We start from the raw sequence: 19,650 nt of genomic DNA, 5'->3' as shown, positions 1-19,650 counted from the left end.
TGGCTTGTTGTGGGTTCTTGTGGGGGGGTCCGGGGGGGGGTTGTTGGTTGGGGTGGGTAAGGGGCGGGCCGGGGGGGGGCGGCCGGCGGGCGGCCAACCCCCCCACGACGGTAGCGCCCGAGTCCGGTCCCTCGCGTTATCTGCGTGAGCCGGACCGGATCCCATCGCCAACCGTCCGCGGGAGAAGGCCACGGTCCGGACGATCGCGGCCGAGCTGGGCCCTTCTGCGACCACCGCCAACCCCTGGCAGCGTGGTTCGAACGCCGACCGAAGCCGAGGGGGAGCAGCACGTCGGCCGGGCCGGGACGACCGGGCCGCACTACGGGGATCTCGACGAGATCGGCTGGCACCGCGGTAACTCGCACGAGCGCGGCGGCAAGCGCACCAACTCGTGCAGGCTTTACGACATGCTCGGCAACGTCCGGGGCTGGTGCCGCGGCGTCCAGGAGGCCGAGGTCTATGGCGCCTACCGCGTGCTCCGTGGCGGTGGTTGGTTCGATCGGCACGGGAGTTGCCGGGCCTCCGCGCGGCGCCGCCGCCACCCGACTTTCCAGCTCGACGACGTGGGATTCCGCGTCGCGCGTTCTGTCATACGTTGATCCACGTCGTGCGCAGGCCGCCCCACGCGGGGTCGATGTGCCGATAGCGTGATCCTCATGACAGCTGAAGACGAGGCGCTGGTCGGCGGGATGGTGAACGCGGGGTCGGTCTTCCGCCGCGGGGAGTCTGTGGAGCGACCGGCACCGCGCAACGCACGCGCCCTGCATGCCTATCTCCTTGCGCTGAAGGAGCACGGCTTCGACGCGGCGCCGACCCCTGTCGGTCTCACAGCGGATGGCCGTGAGCAGCTGACCTTCATCCCCGGCTACGTGGCGCTGCCGCCGTTCCCGAACTGGGCGATGAGGAGTTCTGCCCTCGAATCGGTGGGGAGCCTGCTGCGGCGTCTGCATGAGGCCAGCGCGGCCGTCGGGGTCGACACCCGTGCCGAGTGGCCGCGGGACCTGGCCGACCCGGAGGGGGGAACGATGCTGTGCCACAACGATGTGTGCCCGGAGAACGTCGTCTTCCGCGACGGTCGTGCCGCGGCACTGATCGATTTCGACTTGGCGGCTCCGGGCCGCGCCCTCTGGGACATCGCCATGACCGCCCGTTATTGGGTGCCCATGCTTGATCCCGAGTCCGCGGGTGTTCTCCATCCCCCCGGGCTGGAGACGGCCGCACGGCTGCGGATTCTTGCCGACGGCTACGGCCTCTCGGCGGAGGGCCGCGCCGAGCTGCCTGGCGTCATCGAGCAGGCCACGGAGGTCTGCCGGGCCTTCGTCGCCCACCGCGTAGCCAGCGGAGACCCTGTCTATCTCCAGGCATTGGCCGAGCGTGGTGGATGGGAGCGCTGGGACCGCGTACAGAGCTGGCTGGTGGGCCATCGCAAGACGTTCACAGCTGCCCTGCTGAACTGACGGCCCGGCCCGTGCGAGGGCCAACTCAACGGGGGTTTTCTGGTGCCGCGTGCGGCACCGCCGGGAGCACATCCGGCGCTGTGGCTTCGCCGCCCCGCTGCATGCCGAGATCGAGGGCACCGCGTAGCCGTTGAACAGCACCCTCCTGCTCACTGCTCGCCCTCGCACCCGGGTCGCGGAGCGGACGCAGGGCACCGGCGGCCGGGGCGTTGACGGCGAAGCTGGAGCGGCCGAGCAGGTTCAGGTTGCGTGCTTGAGGGCGGAGAGTGGGGCGATGCCCGGCCACCTGGGCTCACGGGATGATGAGGACCCTGCCCCGGGTCCGGCCGGCCTGGCTGAGGTGGTGGACGTCGGCGAGCTCGGACGGGGGGCGCGACGAGCTGATGTCGACGCTGACCGTGCCCGCCTCGACGAGTTCCACGAGCGCCCCCAGGTCCGCGACGTCGTTGCCCGCTCAGCGGCGGTGTACTTGCCCGCCGCCTGCATCCTCTGCGCGGGGTGAGGGTGAAGAAGAGGTGAGACGAGGGACGGCGAAGGAGAGACCGTGGACAGCACTGCACCGGCCGGTGAGCAGCGATGACGAAGTGGGTACCCCGGTACGACGGCGGGCGGCCATCGGGGAGGCACTGTTCCCACACCTGGACCGCCGAACCGGCGCCGCTGAGCAAGACCTGCACGGCCTGCGCGGCACGCGAACGCCCGCCGGGCGACCTGCTGCTCTGCCTGACCTGCGGCCACGTGGGCTGCGGCGACAGCTCTCCCGGCGCTCACGCGGCGAAGCACTTCGACGCCAGCGGCCACCCCGTGGCCCGCGCCCTGGCCCGCGGCCGGGAGTGGGCCTGGTGCTACGAGGACGAGGTGTATCTGGATCCGCTGTCGGAACAGCCCGCGCCGCGTTCCGCCCCACGGCCGCCCGAGTCCGTCTGGGAGTACCCGCGCCCGCCCGCCGTACGGCAGGACGACCGCCTCGTGCGGGTCGAGTGCGCCGGCCAGGTGGTGGCGGAGACCCGGAGGTCCCTGCGGGTACTGGAGACCAGCCATCCGCCGGTGTTCTACATTCCTCCGGCGGACGTCCGTACGGAACTGCTGGTGCCGGCGCTCTCGGGCCGGACCTGGTGCGAGTGGAAGGGCTCGGCCCGGTACTGGGACGTCGCCGTGGGAGACGAGGTACGCGCTGACGCCGCCTGGAGCTATCCCCGTCCCGAACCCGGCTTCACGGCCCTCAAGGACCACTTCGCCTTCTACCCGAGCCGCGTGGACCGCTGCACGGTCGGCGGAGAGGACGTCACGGCGCAGGAGGGCGACTTCTACGGCGGCTGGATCACCTCGGAGGTGCGCGGGCCGTTCAAGGGCGGCCCGGGCACCCTGCTGTGGTGAGGCCGGGCCGCCGCCCGGCCCCACCCCCGGGTCAGCCGGCGCGCAGGGCGCTGTACTCGGCTGCCAGTTCGTCCGCCATGCGCGTCACGGAGAACCGCTCGGCGACCAGCTTCATGCCCGCAGCCGCGTAACGGCGCCGGTCGTCGGCGGAGGTGGCGGCGACCCGTCGCAGGCCCCGCATCAGGCCCGCCTGGCCGGACGTGTCCATCAGGAGGCCGTTGACCTGGTCGCGGAGGTAGTGCGCGACTCCGCCGCGGCGCGGACCGGCGACGGGAAGGCCGGCGTCCATCGCCTCCAGGACCGCTATCCCGAACTCCTCCTTCGCGCTCGGGCAGACGTACCAGCAGCAGGCGTCGTCCCCGCGCCGTGCCAGGGCACGCTGCAGTCGGCGTACCTCGGTGTTCGGCAGGGCCGGCAGCAGGGCCAGGCGGCGCGCCGCCTGCGGGTACGGGGCGAGGAGGGTGTCGATGCGGCGGCGGATCTCGTCCTCCACCGCGGTGCCGGTGCCGGGGCTGCCGCCGATGAGGACGAGGGCCGAGGTGCGGTGGGCGCCCGTCGCCAGCCAGGACCGGACCAGCAGGTCCTGCTGCTTGACGGGGTGCAGCCGGCCCACGCACAGCAGCACGGGGAGTTCGCGGTCCCCGGGGTCGAGGGCGTCGGGGCGTGTCCCGTCCCGGTAGAGCCGCTTCAGCGCCTCGCGCCGCCGGACGTCCTCGTCGGGTGCGGGCCGGTAGGGGGCGATGCCTTCGGGCGGGGCGCTGGGTCCGCGTCCTTCGTTGAGCCGGGCGAGGCCGGGGAAGTGGCGCAGGAGTTCGCGGGTGCCGCCGCGTCCGGGGATGCCGACGACCGTGTCCGCCCGCTCGACGAGCCGGTCGGCCAGGAAGACCCGGTGCAGGTCGTGCCGGAGGGCGTCCGCCGCCGTGCGGTCGGCGGGATCGCTCGCGGCGTGGCGTTCGGCGAGTCCGCGGTGCGGGTCGGGCGTGGCCGTGAAGACCAGCGCGGCGCCCAGGTGCGCGGCGGCGTCGGCGAGGGCCAGGCTGCCGTCGTCGGCGTACCTGACGTGCACGGCGTCCAGGGGCCGAGCCATGGCACCGAGCAGGCGGACCGCCCACCAGGTGAGGGCGGGGCGGTGGCGGTGCATCTCCGCCTGAGCCGGGGCCGAGGGGCAGTCCACGGGGAGCCGCAGGACCCAGTGCCCGGGGGCCCGTTCGTGGACAAGCCGGTCGTCGGCGGCGAGGTCATCGTGCCCGGCGGTCACGACGGTGATGACGCCGGACATCCCCTCGGTCGCGGCCAGCCGGTCGCCGAGCCCGCCCAGCAGCACCGCCAGCCCACCGCTCATCCCCCGCCCCGGGGTGTCCAGGCCGCCCAGCAGCATGCTCTGGGCGATCAGCCGGCCCGCGGGCCCCTTGCTCTCCGGGGCGACGGGGCCGAACGCGGGTACCGGGGGCGCCAGGAGGAGCCGTTCGTAGGCGTCCGCGGCCTCGGAAGGACGGGGCGCATGGGCGGGGCCGCCCGGGTGCTGACGCAGGTACCGCCAGGCGGAGTGGCGTACCGCCCGGTACGCGGTGGTGCGCGCGAGCGACGCGCTCTCGACCGGGGTGAGGGGGTGCAGGCCGGCGGCCACCGCGAGGTCCAGCAGGTGGCCGGCGACGGGCCCGTCGCGGGACTCGCCGAGCATGGCGCGCAGGACCTCCTCGGCGTGCCGGGGGCCGTGCCGGCGAACGGTCTCCGGCCACAGCTCCGTCAGCACGGCCATCAGGCGGGGGTCGCCCTCCCGGTGGGCGAGCAGGGCCTCCGGCGTCAGGGGCACGCCCAGCCGGGCGGCTCGACGCAGTCCCGCCACGGCCTTGTCCCGGCGGTCCAGCCCGGATCCCTCGCGGGGCGCGACTGCCCGCGGCGGCAGCCCGTACTCGGCTTCGAGGAGTTTCGCCAGTTCGCCCTGTGCGTGCGGAAGGCGTCTGTCGTGTCCCGGCCCGGGGAGGTGCGCGGTCCAGCCGGAGCCGTTGAAGAACGCGGTGCGGGCCGCCACCAAGAGGTCGCGGGTGTCGCTGCCCGCTCCTCCCGGGCGTGCGGGGTCGTGGGCCGCCGAGGGGGGCGCGAAAGCGGTGCCGGCCACGGGTTCTCCTGTCTCGGGGGACGGCGCTGACCTCTGTGCTTCGCGGCGTCCCGGCCTTGCGGATGCACCTGCCTCGGGTGTTGATCGCCACACCGGCCGACCTGCCCGGACGCGGCTACGATGCGCTGGCCCGGGTCTGCCGGAGAGCAGGCCGAAGACGCCTTCGCCGAGGGGTTCGCATGCCGCGTGTCGTGCCGCGTGTCGTTGTCGTGAGTCCCCCCTTCGTGTCCCACGCACGGCCGCTGTCGGCCCTGGCCGGGGCACTGCGCCGACGCGGTGCGGACGTGCACTTCGCCTGCGCTCCGGCGTTCGAGCACCTGGCGCGGGAAGCCGGGGTGGACTTCGAGCCGCTGTCCGTGACGCGCAATGCCAACACCGGGGTCGCCGAGGCGACCGAGCAGGACGCCCGGGAGGCGGCCCGGCTGGCGGAGTTCCTGGACGCCACCAGAGAGGGTGCCGTGCCGGCGCTGCTGGCCCAGGCCCGCCATCGGCGGGCCGACCTGCTGGCCGACCCGGACGGGGTACTCGACGCGCTGCGCTCGGCCCACCGGCGGCTGCGCCCCGACTGGTACGTGGTGGACCAGCTCAGCTACCCGGTCACCCTGGCCCTGCACTGCCTGGGCGTGCCCTACGCGACCTTCTGCCCCGGGCACCCGAGCTATGTGCTCTCCGGCCCCGACGCCTACTTCGGCGTCCCCTACGCCTGGCCCGACGCCCTGCGGCCCGATCCGGAGCGGCTGCGCGAACTGAGGGCCGCGGCGCGGCAGAACGACGAGGCCTTCACCGCGCTGTTCGCGGCCTTCGCCCGGCGGCACGCGCCCTCACGGCCTGCTCCGGGCCGGGCCTTCGCCCTCAGCTCGCCGCACGCCGTCGTCTACGCCTACCCGGCGTTCCGCTGGCTGCCCACGCCTCCGCCGGGCCCGGTGCGCCTGTTCGCCGGGCACATGGCCGCGGTCCCGGACCCCCTCGACGCGGAGTGGGACGCGCGGCTGAAGACGGTGCGTTCGAGCGGCCAGAGGGTCGTCCTCGTCGCGCTCGGTACGTTCCTGTCCGCGCGCGACGACGTCCTGCGCACCGTCCTCACCGGGCTGCTCGACGGCATGCCGGACGTGTCGGTCGTCGTCGCGGCCGGAGCACGGGCCGCCGCGCTGGCCGATCTCGCGGGCGAACGGGCCGTGGTGGTGCCGTCGGTGCCCCAGCGCGCGCTGCTGGAAGAGGTGGACGCGATGGTGCACCACGGTGGCGGCAACTCCTTCGCCGAATGCCTGCGGGCGGGCGTGCCCGCGGTGGTGCTGCCGTTCTCCAGCGACCAGTTCTCCGTGGCCCGGGACGCGGAACGCGCCGGTGCCGGTGTGGTGCTCGACCCGAACACGCTGTCGCCGGCCGACGTCCCCGCAGCGCTGGGGAGGCTGTGGCGGACCGTGAGCCCGCGCATGCCCGACCTGGCTGCGGCGGTCCGGTGGCGGGGGCCCGGGTGGGCGGCCGGAGAGCTGCTGGCCGCCATGGGCGAGCGGAGGACGACGCACTGATCCCGGCGCCGCCGTGCCCGGGCAGGTCAGCCGGGTGTGCCAGGTGCGGGTCCGCCGGACCCCGTGCCGGGTGCGGGTCCGCCGGGGGCGGCCAGGGGCACCGGCGGGCCGAAGAGCACCGGGACGCCGGGAGCGTACAGAACGCTCACGGGCTCGCCCCGCGGCCTCGACAGCCCGGCCGCCGCGACCAGGTCGTCCTGCCAGCCCAGCAGGGTGCACCTGCGGAAGGACCAGGCGGGGTGTGCGTTGGGCAGGTAGTAGGTGCGCCCGAGGAACCACTCGTGCAGCCCCCAGCGCCGGGTGAGGAACTCCTCCAGCGGCGTGGCCGCCACCGGCTCGTCCGTCACGTCCAGCCACACCCGTGCCCCGGCCCGCGCACCGTGGCGCCGACCCGTGCGGTAGAGCAGCCGGCTGTCGAACCACTGGCTGTGGATGCGCGACCACCGGTAGGGCAGCCCGAACGCGCCGCGGGCCGTCAGTACGGGCAGCAGCCGGTCGCAGTCCAGCGAACGGAACACCACCCCGCGCCGTCCCAGGGCGTCGCGGCTGTACAGGCGGACGTTGACCTCGCCGAAGCTCCCCAGGTACGGCAGGGCCGGCGTCCGGCCGAAGGCGAGGTCGTCCATGCGGAAGAAGACCAGGCCGACGTACGCCCGGCCCTGGTGGAGGTCCGGCACGGTGCCGGCCGGCAGCAGCCGGGCCACCTCGAACGGATCGGCCGGCCAGTGCAGGAACACCAGGTCCCGCCAGCGCTGACGGAACAGCACGCGCCGCACCGTACGCGGGGCCAGCGGGGTCAACGCCTCCGCGGGCCGGGCGCCGTGGGACGAAGGGCCGTAGGCGGGACGTCTGCTCGGCATGTCCGCCCTACCTGACCACTTCGAGCGCCGTAGCGCTGCCCGGACGCACATGTCTCGCCCCCTCGTACAGCGCCCGCACGATCGCCTCCACCGCCTCCGGAACGGGCAGTCCCCGCGGCAGCGGCGGCGCCTGGCCCACGACGGCGCGCCCGGCGAAGCCCGTGTCCATGTGCGGCAGGTTGATCTCCAGCACGGTCACGCCCCGGCGTCGCTGCTCACGGCGGACCGCCGTCAGCCAGGTGGCCAGCGCGGCCTTGGCGGCGGCGTAGTCCGCCATCCCCGCCGGTGCCGCCTCGGCGACGATTCCGGTGACGGCCGCCAGGACGCCGCCCTTCGGCAACCGGTCCCCGGCGGCCCGGAGGAACGCCATGGGGGCCAGCGCGTTCACCGCCATCAGGTGCTCGGACACCGCGTCGTCCACTACCCCGGCCGGCCCGAAGGCCGCGACTCCCACGCATACGACCACACCGTCCAGGCCCCCCATTTCCGCCGCCGCCCAGTCGACGGTCTCCGCACAGGAACCGGCGTCCCAGGCGTCGAAGGTGCGCGCGGGAGCCTGCCCACACGCCGCCGAGACACGGGTGAGGGCCTCACGGTCACGTCCTGCCAGTGCCGTGCGGGCACCGAGGGCGTGCAGCCGTACGGCGAGCGCCGCCCCGATCTCCCCGGTGGCACCCGGCACCAGAATCCGCGCACCTCGTAGGTCCATGACCCGCCTCCGTTCCGTGCCGACGACCTGGCACCACGTGTGTGGTTCGCCGGACGGCCGTCCCCCGGATGCGGCGGCCCGGTCAGGCGGTGGGCCAGGTTCCGAGCGCGCGGGCCAGTCGGTCGCTCTGGTCACGAGAAATGCCCCGGGCAAGGTGGGTGCCGGAACGCGGGCTGTGGGGATCGTCGCAGTACAGGATGCCGGGGAACGGGGCCTCGCCTCCCGAGAGCGGGGAGGCTCCGGGGAGCGTCCACTCGACGGGCTCCCACAGGGGGTGGTCCTCCAGTAGCGCCTGCGCCAGTCCGGGCGCAGCGTCGTCGGCGACGCCCACCTGGACCAGTGCGTCTGCGACGAGCCCGGGCGCTTCGGAGGGCAGGCCGGCATCGCCGAGTACGGGCAGCAGGAGCAGCAGGCGGGCGGCCGGCGCGTGGACGCCGGCGGCGTCCGGGTCGGGTGTGGCGGCGATGTGTGCGAGCTCGCGCCACGAAAGCCCCGGGCCCGCGTAGTGCCCGTCCACGGTGGCCAGGTGCCCGTGCCGGTCCCACTCGGGGTGGGAGACGACGTACTCGGTTCCCGCGTCGTCGGCGAGGTTCCGACCGACGACGACCACGGTGTGGCCTCCGCCGAAAGGGATCCGGAAGACCGGCCACCGTTGCTCATCGCTCAGGGCCTCCCAGGCCGCGTCCGTGTCGGCCTCGTCAGAACCGAACCACCCCGGCTCCGGCTCGTTGTCCTCGGTCTGGCACAACCACAGCAGGTAAGCGGGCCAGAATCCGGGCAGAGACAGCAAGTCCTCACCGGCAGCCAGAGGGTCGTTCTCGTATCCATCGATCAACACGCGCCCAGCCTGCCAGCCGCCACCGACACCCTTCCCGCCGGGCTGGGAAGGGCCGCGGGCCAGGGCCCCCAACCACCAGCACATACCCGGAGCCCTCGACGCACCGCGATGGGCGGCCTCTCGGGCCCACCAGGAACCGTCGGTGGCGGCGCCCGCCGTCTTCGGATGAGGTGTCAGGCCGCATCGTGGGGGGTGGCCCGGTCCTGGAGGGTGCGCAGCAGGTTGAAGGCCGGGGCGTCGACGGGGTGCCGGGTGTTGCTCAGGATGATCACGGCCGTGCCGCTCTCGGGATCGAAGCCGACGAAGGACGCGAAGCCTCCGGTTCCGCCGTTGTGCCAGATCTGGAGGTGGGCGCCCTGGCGGGGGTGCAGGCGGTGGGCACGCCAGCCGAGGTGCATCCAGGAGAAGCGGTTGTCACGGTGCTCGACCTGTCGGGTGAGGCGGATCGCCTCCGCCTGCTCGTCGGGGCCGGCGCACTCCCACTGGGCCCGCACGTAGGAGACGAGGTCTCTCGCGGACGACCGCAGGCCCCCCGCCCCGGCCAGATCGGCCAGGTTCCACGGTGGGCTGGGGCGCCGCCTGCTGTCGTGGCCCTGGGCGAGCCGGCCGGGCCCGGTGACGCCCGCCGTCACCCCGGTCGCGGACAGGCCGAGCGGGGCGCACACCTGGGTGGCGACCAGTTGCTCGTAGGTGGTGCCCGCGCGGCGGGCGAGGGCCAGCCCGAGGAGGCCGGCACCGAGGTTGGAGTAGCGCACGCGCCTGCCCGGGGTGGAGCGGAGGCGGGTGCGTGCCAGTCCGGACAGCAGCACCTCCGCGGTGCAGCCCGCGTACGGATCGGGGGTGCGGGGGCGCAGCAGGGCCCGCGGCATCATGCCCTTGGGCAGCCGGGGCAGACCGGAGGTGTGGGTGGCCAGGTGCCGCAGGGTGATCTCCTGTCCGCCCCGCGACGGTACGGATGTTGCTTCGGGCAGGAGCCGGGCCAGCGGTTCGTCGAGCTCCACCGTGCCGGCGACCGCCATCCGCGCCAGTGACAGCGCGGTGAACGTCTTCGTCACCGAGCCGATCTCGAAAAGCGTGTCGGCGCCCGGTGACCCGCCGTCGGCGCTCCCGGTGGTTCCCGCCGCCGCGTATGCGGCCCGTCCGTCGGCTACCACGGCGACGGCGACACCCACGTGCCGTCGGGCGAGCCCTTCCGCGGTGGCCAGGGCGAGCGTGTCCAGGTCTTGAGGTTGGTCCATGTCCGGATCATGCGGGCGCCGGCACACCCGTCGACAGCGCCCGGAGACTGATTGCCGAACCGTCGCCGTGCGCCCTGAGGAGGAGGACGTCCGAGACGAAAGAGAACCGGACCAGCCGTCGGGCCCCGGCATCACGCCGAGACCGTCTCAAGGGAGCACCGTCCGCGGGTCCAGCCCAGCCCCCTGGGCCGGTGCCGTGGCCCGGCCCGCAGGGGGCGCCGGGGGCCCTCCAGCCGGCGCGAGGTCCCCGCGCACCCCAACGAGCGGGACGACCGCCACCGCGACTCAGACGCCGCGCTCACCCTCGACCCCCCGGCCGACGGCCCCGGCTTCCGGGCCTCCCATACGGTCGGGCTCGCCTGACCCGGACGCCCGCAGGGGAACGCGGCCGTACGCCACGGCGGTCAGAGCCAGCCGTTGCGGCGGAAGGCCCGGTAGAGGAGGCCGGACGCCAGCGCCATGAGGGCGAGCGCGAGCGGGTACCCGAAGCTCCAGTGCAGCTCCGGCATGTGCTCGAAGTTCATCCCGTACACCCCGGCGACCATCGTGGGGATCGCGAAGATCGCCGCCCAGGCCGAGATCCGCCGCATGTCGTCGTTCTGCCACGTCCCCACCCGTGCCTGCTGGGCGTCCAGGACCGCGGTCAGCAACTCGTCCAGGGACCGGACCTCCGTGGCGGTACGGCTCAGGTGGTCCTCCACGTCCCGGAAGTAGGGGAGCACTTTCGGCGGATGCTCCGGTCCGCCCCCGCGCGGCCCGGCCAGGAGCCCCTGCAGGACGGGCACGAGGGGCACCACCGTGTCACGGAACTCCCGCACCTCCCGTTTGAGGGAGTAGATGGCCTCGGTGTGGTCGACACGCTCGGGCGAGAAGACGCGGTCCTCCAGCGCGGTGAGCGCGGCCCGGACCTCGTCGGCGCACTCCTCGTACGCGTCCACGGCGACGTCGAGGACGGCGTGCAGCACGGCCATCGGGCCGAAACGCAGCATGCCGGGGTCAGCCGCCAGCCGGCGGGCCGCTTCGGCCGACGGGTCCACCGGCCCGTGGCGTACGGTCAGCACGTACCGGGGCCCGACGAAGACCATCAGCTGCCCGGTCTCCACCGCAGCGTCCGCGTCGACGTACCACAGCGTCTTCAACGCCACGGCCAGCACCTCCCCGAACCGCTCCCGCTTCGGGCGTTGCCGCGCCTGCACCGCGTCCTCGACGGCGAGCGGATGCAGGCCCAGCTCCCCGGCGAGCCGCACCAGTTCGGACTCGGCCGGATCGACCAGCCGCACCCATCCGAACTCCCCCTCGCCCAGCCCGCGCAGCCGCTTGAGCACCAGCCGGCAGGCCTCGTCCTCCAGCCCGCACTCCACCGTCTCCGACCGGCCGGAGTGTTCCTCGTACATCACGCATTCCATGGGACGCGGATGCTTCGATCCGTCTGTTTCATGCGCCTCGCCCCCGTTTCCGGCGCAACACCAGGACGGTGGGCGTGAATCCGGCGGTGCGGCGCAGGGCCGACGAGGTCTGGGCGGCGCCCAGGGGCGGGAACTCGCGTGTGAGGACCAGGTGCGCGGCAGCGGTGAGGACGGCGACCAGGAAGGTGAGCGCCGCCCAGGTGTACAGGTTCAGCCCGAAGACTGGAGCAGGCACGGCGGACACGGGTACTCCCACAGCCCGAACTGGAAGACGTACGCGCCGCCGATGGTCGCGCACAGGCCCAGGACGTAGGCGTGGGCGAACCAGAGGCCGAGGCGGTGAGCGAGCGCGGCGCGGGGAAGACCTCGGGCAGCGAGGACGGTTCCGCGGCAGCGCCCCGCCGCCCTGCCCCGAGGGGGGCGAGACGGGGGGGCCGCGGGCGGGGCGTGCCGGGCGCTGGCGCTGTCCGTCCGGCTAGACGGGGCAGGGGCGGTATTCGAGGCTGAGTTCGCGGTCGACGGCGTAACTGGTGCGCATGGACGCGTCGCTGACCTTCTCCCAGGAGCCGTACTTGGCGTAGAGCTGGTCCGCCGTGGGGCCGAGCGGGTTGCCGTACTTGGCGATGTTGCGCTCCTCCAGGATGCGGACCTCCTGCGGGGTCATGCCCGCCCGGGTGATCTCCTTGGCCTGGTTGCGCATGTCGACCAGCTCCCGGGCGACCTCCTCCTCCGAGGCGCCGGCCGCCCGCATGTCGGCGGCGGTGCGGTGCATGTCCTCCAGGAGGCGGTGGTAGCTCATCCGGGTCCGCTGTGCTTCCACTTTCTGGTCCATCGGCAGCACCCGGATCCGGCAGACGACCGGGTCGGTACTGGGACACGGGTCGTCGGCGGCGACCGGCGGGGCCAGCGGTGCGGTGATGATCGAGCCGCACTGCTCCCAGGCGGCGGCCGAGGAGGAGGCCGCGGTGGTGAGCAGCGCGACGGCGGCCGCGAACGGAACGAGGGCGCGGCGCAGCCGCGTGGAGGAGGAGGACATGCCCCGCATCCTCGGGGGGCACGCCCGTCGGGATCACGCGGACCCGCCGCTGATCACTCCAACGAGCGTGCAGCCGTCCCGAGCGAGGAATCGGAGCGGAGGAGGGCCGCGCGCAGCCGGTGGGCGTCGATCCGTCGGGGCGTGGGGGGGCGGCTGAGCCAGGTCGCGGCGGCGGTGCCGTGGGGTCGGCCGGGACCAGCAGCCACGTCCCGTCGCGCAGGACGCGGGTGCCGGCAATGTCGCAGTGGTGTCGGGTGCCGGACGGGACCAGCACGATCAGCTGGTGCCGGACGTAGACGGAGTCCGAGGGGGGCCGGTTATGGTCGGTGCCATGTCATCTGCCTCTGAATCCGTCCACGTGGCCGCTCTCACGCTGCGCCCCGCTTCACGCGCCGACCTGCCCATGGTGCTCGCTCTGCTCGCTGACGAGGAGAGCGTGGTGGACCCGGCGGCGCTCGTCGTCGATGAGGCGTACGAGCGGGCTTTCGCGGCGATCGACGCGGACCCGCGTAATGAAATTTTGGTCCTGGTCGAAGGCGTCGACGACCAGGGTGATGGCGGCAGGGTAGTCGGCTGTCTGCAGGTGACGTACATCCCGGGGCTGGGGAAGGGCGGGGCCGAGCGGGCCCTGATCGAGGCGGTGCGCATCCGCGCGGACCGCCGAGGCGGCGGGCTCGGACGGATCCTGATGGAGCGCACGATCGAGCGGGCCCGCACGCGTGGCTGCGCGCTGGTCCAGCTGACCAGCAACAAGCGGCGCGAGGACGCGCACCGCTTCTATCGCGGGCTGGGCTTCGCGCGCAGTCACGATGGGTTCAAACTCGCTCTTTAGCCCCCGGTGCCAGTCACTGATGCCAGGTGCGCGGCCGCGCCGCCGGACCCTGGACCTTGATGCCCCGCAGACGGGGGATGAATTGGGGACTGTCGGCGGCCTGTTCGGGGGTGAGCCCGCCGGCGCCCGTGCGACCTCCGTGCTCATCGCCTCCATCAAGGCTTGAACTCCCCAGCGTCGCGCCACTGGCGGAACCGGTCGTAGACCGATGACCAGGGCCCGAACTCCTCCGGCATCTCACGCCACTGGCCCCCCCGTGCGGAACCGCCAGATCACGCCCTCGAACTGGTCCCGCAGCCGGTACGGATACGGCCCGTACTCGCCTATGGGCAGCAACCCTGCGACGCCGCCGCGGCCGTGGCGAGGGGAAACTGCCGCCCCGGGCGGTGCGCCGCGACGTGCTCCCGAGAGCCTGAGGGTGCGCTCCGCCGAAGGAGTGAAGGCGGTCCCCGTGCGGGGGAGGCGCATGGCCGAATTGGATCAAGGAATCTCGGGAGATCGGGATGAAACCCGGCCCAAAGGAGCGGTCTTGACCAAGTCAATGGTCTTCGGCGAGCTGGAGCTCGCCTTCACCGACCAGTACAGCTGGCGATGGGACGACGAGAGCACGGGCGGCAAGTACTGGGTGAGCTTCTGGCACCCCAAGCCCCCACAGGGCTTCCACGCGCTCGGTTCGGTGGTGCTGCCGGCGTGGGGATCGGAGAACCTGAACCCCAAGACCGCCACCAAGGTCAAGGAGCACGTCGTCTCGCTGTGCGTGAAGGACGCTGCCGTCAGCGCGAGCGAGGGCAAGAAGCCTCCGCTGGCACACCCCGAGGACTACACCGTCGTGTGGAAGGACGTGGGCAGCGGCGGCAAGCACTACGGCGCGTGCTGGCGTCCGGTCGCGCCCGGCGGCTACGTGGCCATGGGCTGTGTCATGTCGGAGAACACCTACGACAAGCCGGCGCTGACGGACGTGATGTGCGTGCGGGAGGACCTCACGCACATGGCCGACCTGAAATGGGTCTACGAGGACAAGGGCACCGGGGCGAAGGACTACTTCAGCGTGTGGGCGAACCAGGTGCCGCCCGCCTACCAGGACGGACGAGACGGCGGCCACCGGGCGCTGGTCGCGCCGAACACCTTCACCGCGGCATCGAGCTGGGACGAGCCCTCCCGGGGAGCGCCGGAGCGTCGGGTCCTGTGCGTCGAGATGCCGGTGGAGGAGAAGCCGCATCCGGACGGGTTCCCGACGCTGACGGGCCGGACCCGGCCAGCCGACCGTACGCCGGAGACGACGGTCAACGCGGTGTGGGTGCCGTTCATGGCCGTGAAGGACGACGACAAGTCGGCGTCGTGGAAGCTCGCCAACTCCCCCTTCTACCGGATCGAACGGCGGTCCTCGTGGTACATGCACCGGTTCGTCAACAACACCACCAGCAGCCCGCAGACCATCTCGGAAACGGTGACGGTCGGCGTGGAGAAGGACAGGAGCGACACCTTCAGCGCTGAAGTGGGCATCTCCGTCAGCGCGCAGGTGGGCGTCAGCTCCGGCATCGCCAGCGCCTCGGTCACCACCACGTACAGCCTGGCGCTGGGTTACTCCCGCACTACCGCCACCAAGAACCTGGAGCACAAGTCGGTGACCCACAATCTGACGACACCCCCGAACAAGGCGGCCGCCATGTGGGTCGGCGACCACACCATCCAGGTCACCCGCCAGGACGGCACCCACGTCGGCACCCCCCTGACCTTCCACGGAGACAGCACCCACTTCGACGAGTTCCCCGACTAGCCACCCCCACGCCGTTCAGGGCCCCCGCAGCGACGCAGGGGCCTGCGTCGGCGTCGCCGCAGACCACGAAACGTGTGGACTCCGGCCGGACGCAGACGGCCCCTGGCTCGCACCGCCCGGCCCGTACACCACCCGCCGGACGACGCCACCGTGCCGGTCGGCGTCGGCGTACCGTGGTCCGGTCTGAGCGATGCCGTACAGGCCAAGGTGTCGAGGGCCAAGCCGGCGGCGGCGGTTGAGCGCCCTCGGCTGAGGATGACGGTCCGCAACCGGCCCGCCCGCGCGCTCACCTTCCGCTCTGACCAGTGGGCGCCGCCAAGGCCGACGCGGCGGCGGTCAAAGCCGTCGAGGAGTGGGGGTACCCCGCATCAGCACGGACGATCTGACGGCCTGCGCGCGGATGCTGGCCGAAGCGGCCGTCACCGCCGGAGGCCGGCGGCTCAGCCTGCACCTGGCGGACCTGGACCAACGCGTGCTCGCCCTGGTCCTCGCCCACGCTCCCGCCCCCACCGAGGAGGACGTCCCCCCTGCCCTCGGGGCGCCGCGGCGTTGGCTTCCGGCGTCAGAGCAGGCTTCAGGGGAGCGGTGCGGACGGCAGGGCGGGTCGCCGCATGATCAGTTGCCGTTGTCCTCGGCGAGGGTGTGGGCGACGAGGGCGTTCGCGTGGCCGTGGCCGAGCGCGTGCTCGGTCTTGAGCCAGTTGACCAGCTCCATGTGCCTGGTCAGCGAGGAGGTGCGGATGAGGTCCTTCCACTCGGCGATCGGACGCCCGTACTTCTTCTCGATGGAGGGGAAGTAGCTGGCAGGACCCTTCACGGCGTCGGTCATGGGTGCTCCCGTTTCCTATCGTGTTGATCTTGGTCGAGTTGATCATGCCCGTTCGGACGACGGACGCCTAGCGGTCGGCCGGCACGAAGGCCAGGCGGGCCGTCACCACGCTCAGCCACAGCAGTCCGAGACCGGCACCGGCGGTGAACGCCAGGACCGAGGCGGCCGAGGCCATGAATCCGGCCAGGACAGCCACGGGGACGACGCGGGACGCAACGGCCCAGCCCCTCAGGCCCCGGGACGCGAGCGGACGGGCCAGGACGAAGAAGACGGCGCACAGGGCGAGGTAGCCGAGCATCCCGGCCGCCATGTGGACCGTTCCGTGTGCGCTCATCACGGTCGCCTCGGGCGCCCCGGCCGGGAATCCCGCTCCGGCGTCGGCGGGGAAGACCGCCGCCATCCAGAAGGAGAGGCCGAAGACGCCGATCAGGGCCGGGCCCCACGTCCCGCCGGGGCCGCCGAGCAGCGCCCGCCGCAGACCGGCCGCGCCAGCGATCAGCAAGGCCCCGGTGAGCGCGAAACTCGCTGTCTGGATCCATCCCGCGTCGCCGAGAGCGAGCTGGCTGATCGCGTTCCGCGTGAAGTCGAACCCGTCCCGCACGAACCCCTGGACGAGTCCGGCCGCCAGGAACAGCGGCCCCGCCACCACACCGCCGACCACGGTCCATCGCGCGGCGGACCGCGACGCGGGCGCGGCGGAGAGGGCGGGGCGGGGCGCGGTGAGCATGTCGGTCATGGTGGGGCCTTCCTTGCTGCGTCGTGGTCACCTGTATGACCGACGACGAGGAGAAGACTCATCGCTTCCACCGATGTGCAGTGGATCACACGCCTGGCCGGGACGAGCCGAAGTGGTCAGCAGGCGGCGGGCGTTCACCGACCGGGCGCCGAGGAAGCCGCGGTCGGCACGGGGAACCGTTGCGCGTGCGCCGGCCCAGCGGGCTCGGCAAGGACCCGGCGCGCCGGTCGCGACCGACCGTCAGCCGCTTGCCCGGCCGTGGGGCGATCGCCGAGCGGCGATGGAGCGGCGGTCGAACTCCGGGTGTACGCACGTGCCACCCGCCGGGTCTTGGAATGTCGGCGTGCCTCCGGCACCGGTTCACCACCGCCGCGCGGCCCACTCGGGCGATCTCCGCCACCTCCGCCGGCAGCACCACGTCCCGCCCCGGGACGACCGGCACGGGGCGGCGACCGCTCGGGCAGGGGACCGGCTGCGCCCTCGGCCGACCCGCCGGGCGGCATGGAGCCCTGCGCGCCGCCTGCCCCTCCCTGCCTCCGGCCCGGGCCCCTGGCGCGGACGCGCGCGCCCCGCGCCGGTCAGGTCTGGGGCGGGGTCACCGGCCGCACCGGCGGCACCGCGCCGCGCGCCCGCAGGTCGGCGGCGCCGCCCGCGCCGAGCACCCCGGTGGTCCGCTCCAGCTCCTCGAACGACAGCGCCGACAACGACCGCCGTGCCACCGCCGACACCACCAACGGCAGCACCGGACGCAGCGGCTGCACCAGACGCAGCCACGGTGGGGCGTAAACGCTGACCGCGCGCCGCTCCACCCCGCGCACCAGCCATTCGGCGACCCGCTCGGGACTGTGCACGCGGCGGGCGGGCGCGGGCTGATGGGAACGCAGGGCCCGCAGCACCGGATGGTCGTCGAGGGCCGCGATCATGTCGGTGCCCGTCCAGTGCAGGTACGCGATGCCCACCCCCACGCCCGCCGGACGCACCTCGGTTCGCAGGGCCTGGGCGAACGACTCCACTCCCGCCTTCGACGCGCAATAGGCGCTCATCAGCGGCGCCGAACCGAACGCGGCGGTGGACGCCACCTGGAGGAAGTACCCACCGGTGCGGGTGAGTTGGGGCAGGAAGACGCGGGCGGTGTTCGCGCTCCCGATCAGGTTGACCTCGACCACCCGGTCGAAGAGCGATGCCTCGCACGTGGCGAACGGGCCCGCTGCGGCGATCCCCGCGTTGGCGATCACCACCGAGGCGGGCCCGAGCCGTGTAGCAACGCTGCGGGCCGCGCCCTGGAGCGCCGCCTCGTCGGTGACGTCGACCTCGAAGCAGTGCGCCTCGGTCGGCAGCCCTGCCGCGACCTGGCGCAACGAGTCGAGCTCCCGGCCCAGCAGCGCCAGCCGCATGCCCCGCCGGGCCAGCCGGCGTGCCACCGCCGCGCCCACGCCGCGCGCCGCCCCGGTGACCACCGCGATCCGCGCGTACGATCCAACCTCCGCCATGACCGCCTCCAGGCCCGCCCTTACGACCCGCGCCGCACCGCGCACCCGCCCAGTCGACCACGCCCCCACGCGGCCCGCCCGCCACCGCGAGCCACGAGGGTGGCGGCGCCGCGGCCCACCTGGTCGTCCTGCTGGCCTCCCGGAGCAGCTGGAAGACGCGGACGCCGTGGTCCTCGCCGGACGGATCCCGCCCGGCGAGGAGTCCGGCCCGGGGGCGGGGCCTGCGACGCGGTGACGCGGTGACGCACGGGCAGATCATCCCCGTCACTGGAGCAGGGGTCCGCCACCGCTGGAGCCCCGTCAGCAGGTGATGACGACCTTGGCGCTCGCGTGCTCCATCTCCAGGTAGCGGATGGCCTCGGCCCCCTCGCTCAGCGGGTAGGTCCGGTCCACGGCCGGAGCGAGCGCACCCCGCTCGACAAGCTCGCGCAGCGCCGCCAGGTTGTCCGCACTCCGCTTCGCCGTCAGGACGTGGATCCTCCCGCGGCCGAAGCGGGACATGAGCTTCCCGCGGATGATGAGGCCCATCGGGCCGAACAGGCTGCCCCCTTCGGACACGCCGCCGCCGGACAGGACCACGGCGCCCGCCGGGGTCAGCGCGCGCCGCAGGTCGGCCAGGGTCCGGTTGCCCACCAGGTCGAGCACGAGGTCGTACCGCAGGCCCGTCCGGGTGAAGTCCTCCTGCCGGTAGTCGACGACGTGGTCGGCGCCGAGGGAGCGGACCAGGTCCACGTTCCGGGTGCTGCACACGCCGGTCACCTCCGCGCCGAGCGCCTTGGCGATCTGCACGGCGAAGGTGCCCACGCCGCCCGAGGCGCCGTTGACCAGGACGTGCTGCCCCGGCCGCAGCCGCCCCAGATCGCGCAGGCCCATCAGGGCGGTGTTCCCCGCCAGGGGCACGGCCGCGGCCTGCTCGAAGGTCAGGCCGGCCGGTTTGGGGCCCACCACGTCCTGCGGAGCGCACACGTACTCGGCGAACGCCCCGTCGGCCTCGCCGTACACCTCTTCGCCGGGACGCAGCCCGGCGACGCCCCGGCCGAGGGCCTCCACCACGCCCGCGAAGTCGGTGCCCTGGATCGGCTGCCTGGGTCGGGTCAGGCCGAAGGCCAGGCGTGCCACGTACGGATCACCGCGCATGACGTGCCAGTCGCGGGCGTTGACCGAGGCCGCGCGCACGCGTACGAGCACCTCGCCGTCCCCGGGGACCGGGCGGTCCACCTCCTTGAACTCCAGAACGTCGGACGAGCCGTACCGGTCCTGGACGATCGCCTTCATCGAGCCTCCGCACATCGGGTGTTCGCGACGTTAGGGGACCCGCGGCCGTACCGGTATCGGGGACCGCCCCTAGGGAGTCACCCCGATACGGGCCGGACCGGCGAGCGTCGTCAGCCGTGCGGGTGGCGGGCGGGAGCGGTAGG

18 protein-coding genes and 3 pseudogenes are annotated in these 19,650 nt (G+C 73.4%); 7 read left to right on the top strand and 14 right to left on the bottom strand.

The genetic code is table 11. From position 1 onward, the window contains the following. From WDV06_RS37360 to WDV06_RS23180, 3 genes and pseudogenes are all read left to right on the top strand, one after another. A pseudogene (locus WDV06_RS37360) lies at positions 1–230 on the top strand (hypothetical protein); the annotation flags it as partial. A 27-nt stretch (positions 231–257) separates the two neighbouring features. Then, positions 258–599: pseudogene (locus tag WDV06_RS23185) on the top strand (formylglycine-generating enzyme family protein); the annotation flags it as partial. 57 nt (positions 600–656) lie between these two features. Then, a complete protein-coding gene (locus WDV06_RS23180) occupies positions 657–1,457 on the top strand; it encodes a phosphotransferase (protein ID WP_395511699.1) in 801 nt (266 codons plus the stop codon). Between the two features lie 292 nt (positions 1,458–1,749). On the opposite strand, the gene WDV06_RS23175 is transcribed toward WDV06_RS23180, so the two are convergent. Further along, complete coding sequence (locus WDV06_RS23175) at positions 1,750–1,890, bottom strand: hypothetical protein (protein ID WP_395511701.1); 141 nt, start codon at positions 1,888–1,890, stop codon at positions 1,750–1,752. A 143-nt stretch (positions 1,891–2,033) separates the two neighbouring features. On the opposite strand from WDV06_RS23175, the gene WDV06_RS23170 reads away from it, so the two are divergent. After that, a complete protein-coding gene (locus WDV06_RS23170) occupies positions 2,034–2,834 on the top strand; it encodes a DUF427 domain-containing protein (RefSeq protein WP_395511698.1) in 801 nt (266 codons plus the stop codon). A 31-nt stretch (positions 2,835–2,865) separates the two neighbouring features. On the opposite strand, the gene WDV06_RS23165 is transcribed toward WDV06_RS23170, so the two are convergent. After that, complete coding sequence (locus tag WDV06_RS23165) at positions 2,866–4,953, bottom strand: glycosyltransferase (protein ID WP_395511697.1); 2,088 nt, start codon at positions 4,951–4,953, stop codon at positions 2,866–2,868. A gap of 224 nt (positions 4,954–5,177) precedes the next feature. On the opposite strand from WDV06_RS23165, the gene WDV06_RS23160 reads away from it, so the two are divergent. Continuing rightward, a complete protein-coding gene (locus tag WDV06_RS23160; protein WP_395511696.1) occupies positions 5,178–6,482 on the top strand; it encodes a glycosyltransferase in 1,305 nt (434 codons plus the stop codon). Positions 6,483–6,508: 26 nt separating this feature from the next. Here WDV06_RS23160 and WDV06_RS23155 read toward each other — a convergent pair whose 3' ends face one another. The 7 genes from WDV06_RS23155 to WDV06_RS23125 all read right to left on the bottom strand — a co-directional run bounded on the left by WDV06_RS23155 (position 6,509) and on the right by WDV06_RS23125 (position 12,569). Beyond that, positions 6,509–7,342, bottom strand: a complete 834-nt coding sequence (locus WDV06_RS23155; RefSeq protein ID WP_395511695.1) for a YqjF family protein — start codon at positions 7,340–7,342, stop codon at positions 6,509–6,511. A 7-nt stretch (positions 7,343–7,349) separates the two neighbouring features. Further along, positions 7,350–8,051: an SDR family NAD(P)-dependent oxidoreductase gene (locus WDV06_RS23150; protein ID WP_395511694.1), complete on the bottom strand. Its 702-nt coding sequence runs from the start codon at positions 8,049–8,051 to the stop codon at positions 7,350–7,352. 82 nt (positions 8,052–8,133) lie between these two features. Beyond that, on the bottom strand, positions 8,134–8,889 hold the full coding sequence (locus WDV06_RS23145) for a hypothetical protein (protein WP_395511693.1): 756 nt from the start codon (positions 8,887–8,889) through the stop codon (positions 8,134–8,136). A 173-nt stretch (positions 8,890–9,062) separates the two neighbouring features. Continuing rightward, complete coding sequence (locus WDV06_RS23140; RefSeq protein ID WP_395511692.1) at positions 9,063–10,127, bottom strand: serine hydrolase domain-containing protein; 1,065 nt, start codon at positions 10,125–10,127, stop codon at positions 9,063–9,065. A 404-nt stretch (positions 10,128–10,531) separates the two neighbouring features. Then, the gene (locus WDV06_RS23135; RefSeq protein ID WP_395511691.1) at positions 10,532–11,521 is read right to left on the bottom strand and encodes a magnesium and cobalt transport protein CorA; all 990 of its coding nucleotides are present in this window, start codon (positions 11,519–11,521) and stop codon (positions 10,532–10,534) included. A 40-nt stretch (positions 11,522–11,561) separates the two neighbouring features. Next, positions 11,562–11,768, bottom strand: a complete 207-nt coding sequence (locus WDV06_RS23130) for a hypothetical protein (protein WP_395511690.1) — start codon at positions 11,766–11,768, stop codon at positions 11,562–11,564. A 240-nt stretch (positions 11,769–12,008) separates the two neighbouring features. Beyond that, positions 12,009–12,569 carry a hypothetical protein gene (locus WDV06_RS23125; protein ID WP_395511689.1) on the bottom strand — a complete coding sequence of 187 codons (561 nt, stop codon included), beginning with the start codon at positions 12,567–12,569 and terminating at the stop codon, positions 12,009–12,011. 331 nt (positions 12,570–12,900) lie between these two features. On the opposite strand from WDV06_RS23125, the gene WDV06_RS23120 reads away from it, so the two are divergent. Continuing rightward, positions 12,901–13,401, top strand: a complete 501-nt coding sequence (locus WDV06_RS23120) for a GNAT family N-acetyltransferase (RefSeq protein WP_395511688.1) — start codon at positions 12,901–12,903, stop codon at positions 13,399–13,401. A gap of 170 nt (positions 13,402–13,571) precedes the next feature. Here the strand turns inward: WDV06_RS23120 and WDV06_RS23115 are convergent. Further along, positions 13,572–13,728 (bottom strand): annotated as a pseudogene (locus WDV06_RS23115) (transposase); the annotation flags it as partial. Between the two features lie 202 nt (positions 13,729–13,930). Between WDV06_RS23115 and WDV06_RS23110 the strand changes: the two are divergent. Further along, complete coding sequence (locus tag WDV06_RS23110; protein WP_395511687.1) at positions 13,931–15,178, top strand: Vps62-related protein; 1,248 nt, start codon at positions 13,931–13,933, stop codon at positions 15,176–15,178. A 615-nt stretch (positions 15,179–15,793) separates the two neighbouring features. Here the strand turns inward: WDV06_RS23110 and WDV06_RS23105 are convergent. The 4 genes from WDV06_RS23105 to WDV06_RS23090 all read right to left on the bottom strand — a co-directional run bounded on the left by WDV06_RS23105 (position 15,794) and on the right by WDV06_RS23090 (position 19,507). Continuing rightward, complete coding sequence (locus WDV06_RS23105; protein WP_395511686.1) at positions 15,794–16,006, bottom strand: DUF4287 domain-containing protein; 213 nt, start codon at positions 16,004–16,006, stop codon at positions 15,794–15,796. A gap of 67 nt (positions 16,007–16,073) precedes the next feature. Continuing rightward, positions 16,074–16,742, bottom strand: a complete 669-nt coding sequence (locus WDV06_RS23100) for a DUF998 domain-containing protein (RefSeq protein ID WP_395511685.1) — start codon at positions 16,740–16,742, stop codon at positions 16,074–16,076. Between the two features lie 578 nt (positions 16,743–17,320). Next, positions 17,321–18,232 carry a short-chain dehydrogenase/reductase gene (locus tag WDV06_RS23095; RefSeq protein WP_395511684.1) on the bottom strand — a complete coding sequence of 304 codons (912 nt, stop codon included), beginning with the start codon at positions 18,230–18,232 and terminating at the stop codon, positions 17,321–17,323. Positions 18,233–18,532: 300 nt separating this feature from the next. Further along, positions 18,533–19,507 carry an NAD(P)-dependent alcohol dehydrogenase gene (locus WDV06_RS23090; protein ID WP_395511683.1) on the bottom strand — a complete coding sequence of 325 codons (975 nt, stop codon included), beginning with the start codon at positions 19,505–19,507 and terminating at the stop codon, positions 18,533–18,535. Positions 19,508–19,650: the final 143 nt, after the last annotated feature.

The organism is Streptomyces racemochromogenes (assembly GCF_044129415.1).
Lineage (GTDB): Bacteria > Actinomycetota > Actinomycetes > Streptomycetales > Streptomycetaceae > Streptomyces > Streptomyces racemochromogenes_A.
This window is presented reverse-complemented; position numbering and strand designations above follow the sequence as displayed.

Excerpts from the sequence above, each read along its gene's own strand:
- WDV06_RS23180 (WP_395511699.1), top strand. The coding sequence starts at position 657 with ATGACAGCTGAAGACGAGGCGCTGGTCGGCGGGATGGTGAACGCGGGG.
- WDV06_RS23170 (WP_395511698.1), top strand. The coding sequence starts at position 2,034 with ATGACGAAGTGGGTACCCCGGTACGACGGCGGGCGGCCATCGGGGAGG.
- WDV06_RS23155 (WP_395511695.1), bottom strand. The coding sequence starts at position 7,342 with ATGCCGAGCAGACGTCCCGCCTACGGCCCTTCGTCCCACGGCGCCCGG.
- WDV06_RS23150 (WP_395511694.1), bottom strand. The coding sequence starts at position 8,051 with ATGGACCTACGAGGTGCGCGGATTCTGGTGCCGGGTGCCACCGGGGAG.
- WDV06_RS23140 (WP_395511692.1), bottom strand. The coding sequence starts at position 10,127 with ATGGACCAACCTCAAGACCTGGACACGCTCGCCCTGGCCACCGCGGAA.
- WDV06_RS23135 (WP_395511691.1), bottom strand. The coding sequence starts at position 11,521 with ATGTACGAGGAACACTCCGGCCGGTCGGAGACGGTGGAGTGCGGGCTG.
- WDV06_RS23125 (WP_395511689.1), bottom strand. The coding sequence starts at position 12,569 with ATGTCCTCCTCCTCCACGCGGCTGCGCCGCGCCCTCGTTCCGTTCGCG.
- WDV06_RS23120 (WP_395511688.1), top strand. The coding sequence starts at position 12,901 with ATGTCATCTGCCTCTGAATCCGTCCACGTGGCCGCTCTCACGCTGCGC.
- WDV06_RS23105 (WP_395511686.1), bottom strand. The coding sequence starts at position 16,006 with ATGACCGACGCCGTGAAGGGTCCTGCCAGCTACTTCCCCTCCATCGAG.
- WDV06_RS23100 (WP_395511685.1), bottom strand. The coding sequence starts at position 16,742 with ATGACCGACATGCTCACCGCGCCCCGCCCCGCCCTCTCCGCCGCGCCC.
- WDV06_RS23095 (WP_395511684.1), bottom strand. The coding sequence starts at position 18,232 with ATGGCGGAGGTTGGATCGTACGCGCGGATCGCGGTGGTCACCGGGGCG.
- WDV06_RS23090 (WP_395511683.1), bottom strand. The coding sequence starts at position 19,507 with ATGAAGGCGATCGTCCAGGACCGGTACGGCTCGTCCGACGTTCTGGAG.